Annotated in this window: 2 protein-coding genes and 3 pseudogenes; 3 read left to right on the plus strand and 2 right to left on the minus strand. The window is 63.0% G+C overall.

Features of this window, described 5'->3' with window-relative positions; genetic code table 11:
- Nucleotides 1-256 precede the first annotated feature (256 nt).
- Nucleotides 257-1330, plus strand: a pseudogene (locus VFB05_RS28555) (IS256 family transposase); the annotation flags it as partial.
- A gap of 317 nt (nt 1331-1647) precedes the next feature.
- On the opposite strand, the gene VFB05_RS28560 reads toward VFB05_RS28555, so the two are convergent.
- Nucleotides 1648-2868, minus strand: coding sequence for an IS110 family transposase (locus VFB05_RS28560; protein ID WP_325018809.1), 1221 nt, complete (start codon nt 2866-2868; stop codon nt 1648-1650).
- 265 nt (nt 2869-3133) lie between these two features.
- Between VFB05_RS28560 and VFB05_RS28565 the strand changes: the two are divergent.
- Nucleotides 3134-3304 (plus strand): annotated as a pseudogene (locus tag VFB05_RS28565) (IS256 family transposase); the annotation flags it as partial.
- Between the two features lie 106 nt (nt 3305-3410).
- Here VFB05_RS28565 and VFB05_RS28570 read toward each other — a convergent pair.
- Nucleotides 3411-3656 (minus strand): hypothetical protein, encoded by a 246-nt coding sequence (locus VFB05_RS28570; RefSeq protein WP_325018807.1) that lies wholly within the window; start codon nt 3654-3656, stop codon nt 3411-3413.
- 210 nt (nt 3657-3866) lie between these two features.
- Here VFB05_RS28570 and VFB05_RS28575 point away from each other — a divergent pair.
- Nucleotides 3867-4163, plus strand: a pseudogene (locus VFB05_RS28575) (IS110 family transposase); the annotation flags it as partial.

Genomic DNA, 4163 nt, shown 5'->3' on the forward strand with positions numbered 1-4163 from the left:
TCTATAGCCGGTCTTGCGCGAGATGCCGAACTCTCGGCACAGAGGCGCCATCTATCTGCTCTCCGTCCAGCAGCCGCGCAATGAATTTTAGCCGTTCATCCATGGGTTTACACACCAGGGCACGCTTCTTGCGCTGGTGCCGTAGCGGGGGTGGTTGGAAAATGAAGGCGGCGTAATCTCCAGCTTGGACCAACAAGCGATTCCGGCGTTTCAGCGCCGGTGGAGATCACGCCATGACGAAGACTATCACGACGCCTTGCCTCCGCAGTCCGAAATCGCGACGACTGAGCGGCTTTTCGACAATTGGTTCGACCCGATTGAAGCTGGCCTTGGCCAGCGAACCCGGGAATTCCTGCAGGCGATGTTCGAAGCTGAGCTGGACGAGGTGCTGGCGCGCTCGCGCTACGCCCGCCGGGCGAGGCCGGCGAGCGGTGATTCGGAGGCCACGCCCGCCGCCACTGGTCACCGCCATGGGCATCGCTCGCGCTCACTGCTGGGCACATTCGGGAAAGTGGAGATCGCAATGCCGCGCGCCCGGTTGAATACGTCCGACGGCAAGACGACCGAGTGGAAAAGCGGCGCACTGCGGGCCTACCAACGTCGCACGCTGGCCGCCGACGCGCTGATCGCCGGCTGCTACCTGGCAGGCACCAACACCCGCCGTGTGCGCCGCGCGCTCTCTGCTCTGTTCGGCGGCGCGGTCGGCAAGGACACGGTGAGCCGGGTGTGGCGCAAAGTGAAGAGCGACTGGGATGCGTGGAATGGCCGCTCGCTGGCTGAGGAGCCGATCGTGCGGCTGATCCTCGACGGCACCGTGGTGCGGGTGCGGCTCGACCGCAAGGCCACATCGATCTCGCTGCTGGTTGTCATCGGCGTGCGCGCGGACGGCCAGAAGATCTTGCTCGCGGTCAAGGCCATGGGCAGCGAGAGCAACGAAGCCTGGCGGGCGGTGCTCGACGATCTCATCCGGCGCGGCCTGCGACGGCCCGGGTTCCTCATCGTGGACGGCGCGCCCGGGCTCGATAGCGCGATCGCCGCTGTGTGGGACGGCGTACCGGTGCAGCGCTGCACGGTTCACAAGCACCGCAACCTCTTGGCGCATGCGCCCGAGCGCCTGCACGAGGAGATCACTGCCGACTACAACGACATGATCTACGCGGCGACGCGCGAAGAGATCGAGGCGCGTCGCAAGGCCTTCATCCGCAAATGGCGGCTCAAGCATCGTGCGGTGGCCGACAGCCTGCAGGAAGCTGGCGACCGGCTCTTCACCTTCACCCGACTCCCACCGAGTCAGTGGAAGAGCGCGCGCACCACGGATGAGATGGACAAGGGTTATTTTGTGTCGAGCCCTGGAATCTTTCGAGTACGTTCTTTGGTTCGACCGCGCTGCTGGCGTTCTTCCGTCCCGACCGCCTCTTCACCGCCGCCGCGCGCAGGGCCGGTCAAGGCTGGCCGCGTCTTTACGCGGCCACCGTAAGGCTTGGCCTTGACCGGACCGAGCACGACGGCATGCTCGACCGGATCGGGATTGCAAGGCCGCGGAGCCGGCGGGACTGGAAATAGCCTGCACGGGCAGCTATTATCCTCGTGCGCGGGCGACCTCGTGGCGAAGAGCGGCGCGTCGGCTGCAAGCGTCGCCAGGCAGCCTCATTTTCGTCCTGCCGGTTTGAGGCGTCCGCGCGCCACATCTTTTGGGCGTCGAGGTTCCCACTGCGCTGTGAAGCGCTCGTAGCTTCGCTCGGCCTGGGTGGCGACCAACATCTCCTGGTTGCGCAGCGCCTTGACGTTATAGGCGTAGGCCGGCCCACGTCGGCTGCCCTTCTGTTGCGGATGGCCAGCCTGCAGTTCCATCCCGCGCGTCTTGCTGGCGACCAGCGCCGGACGAGCCCAGAGATAATCCTCGTCCTTGGTCAACAAGTGCCAGCAGAGCACGGCGAGCTTGCGGGCGACGGCCACAGCGGCGATCTGATGGCCGCGCCTGGCGCGAATGCGTACGAAGAAAGCGTGCAGCGGTCCGGGCGCTTTGGCCGCCGCCCACGCCGCCTCCACCAGCATGGCGCGAGCGTGACTGCGGCCGATCTTGCTGATGCGTCCGTGATGGGCCGCACCCAGGCCCGACTGCCGTACCCGTGGATTCAGCCCGAAATAGCTCACCAGCTTCTGAGGGCTTTTGAACCGACCGATCTCGCCGATCGCCGCGACCATGCCTGTTGCTACCGCGAGATTCACGCCCGTGATCGTGATCAATCTTTTGACTGCGGGATCGTCAATCGCGGCTTGTGCGATCTCGCGGTCGAGGACGGTCAGGTCCTCCGCCAGCCTATCCAGTTCGCGCACGTGCCGGTTCACGGCTGCGCGCTCGTCGTCGGGCAATGGCTGACGGGCAAGCCATGCCCTGCCACGCGCACTGAACAGATCGGCATGCGGGCACTTCGGGATTAGGTGCGCGTGCAAGATCGAATGGACCTCGTTCTTGATCCGTGTGCGATGCCTCACGACTTGGTACCGCCGCGCCGCCAGTCGACGCTTGCGTTCAGTGACGGCATCAGGCGTCCAAATCTGTGGCAAATACCCGGCCGCGTGTAAGCTGGCGAGCGTGCCAGCGTCGATCTTGTCGGTCTTTACGTGTGCCTGAGCGATCGCCTTCACCTGCAACGGATTTGCGATGATCACTCGCGTGACGAAAGGGGTCAGCACGCGCGAAACTGCCATGCTGTTGCCAGTCGCCTCGATCACCACTTCATCTGTCGATCGCAGACTCTTGCCCAATCCTTCAAGGGCGGTCCGGGTCATGTCGACCCGGCCGGCATGTCGAAGAATGCCGTCTTCCCAGATCACTACCTCGCCGAAGGTTCGGTGAAGATCAATACCGATCACGCGTCGCATCCGCATCTCCTTTCTGTTGTTCATAACAGGGAGCGGCGGGCGACACGACAACTACGGATTCGCGCTCACGGCGCAACCGGGCGAGTCGCAGAGGCGGCCAGCTACTAACACGAGCTCTCAGCTCATCGTACGCGTCGGCCTGCCCGCACCTTCGTGCTCCCGGTGCCTCCGTCCCGGATGGTCGCACCATATGCTACGATCTCCGCGAACGCAGCAGAACATCGGCACCAAGCATCTCATACCGGTTACCAACGTTATCGAGCGGCTACACGAGGAGTTCAAGCGACGAATCAAAACGCAGGCCGTGCTGCTGTCATCGGCAGAGACCGCGGCCATGTTGTTCTGGGCTTTGCTCGCTTCCGGCCAGATCAACATGCGCAAGGTCGATGGATGGAAAACGCTCGCCGCAAAGCGCTGACAGCCAGCAATGACCAAGCTTGGATTCAAACCCGCAACCCGACTGCGGTTCGATCGCTTTATCGCGATTCATTTGTGCGGTTACTGGTGGCGAAGCATCGTAAGCGCTACCGGATGATAGGCCAGTGTTGTCCCGAAGAGATGCCGCGGTGGCGCGGTTCGTCATCAAGCCGGCCATGCTCATCCCGCAGCTCCTCGATCTCGACCAGGCATGCTTCCGCCAATTGCGATTCGGCGTCCTTCGCCAAGGCAACTCCGAACAGCTCCCGGCGAAGGTCGGCGAGCGATACGCTGAACTCCTCATACGCGTTCGCGGTCCAGCCTCCGACCCAGCGCGGAATTGCGCAGGGCATGCGCAATTCCCCCGTCGTAAGGCCGGTGCTCGGCCGCGTAACCCTGAACCTGCGCGCGAATGAGCGCTGGGTTGGCTGATGGAAAGCGCTAGTCGGGCCTTCCACAACGCCGTCCGCAAATCGATGCGCCAGGTACGCACCGTCATTGGTGCGACTACGATCGATCCCAAACTGCTCACAGCCGCCGAGCAACTCCTATATGAGGGCTATCAGAATGATGCGCGAGGCCGTGCCAAACTGGTGCAGGTTGGTTGGTATCGAGAGGTCAAAAGTCAAAAGCGAGGAACCAGGTCCGCAGCTTGATGAAGGAATGTGGATTACTTTTCCCTCGCGCGATCGGCCAACAATTCCGCGACAAGATCACCGAACTCTTGGGCGTTGATCATTTACTTCTCAGCGTGATATCGCCGCTGCTCTCGATCGATGAGAGCGTCTGTCAACAACAGGGTAAGTTCGACAACGAGGTCCGCCGGTTGGCAAAGCCGGACGAGACGACGCGTCGCCTGA

It is taken from the genome of Bradyrhizobium sp. (genome assembly GCF_035652035.1).
Classification (GTDB): domain Bacteria; phylum Pseudomonadota; class Alphaproteobacteria; order Rhizobiales; family Xanthobacteraceae; genus Bradyrhizobium.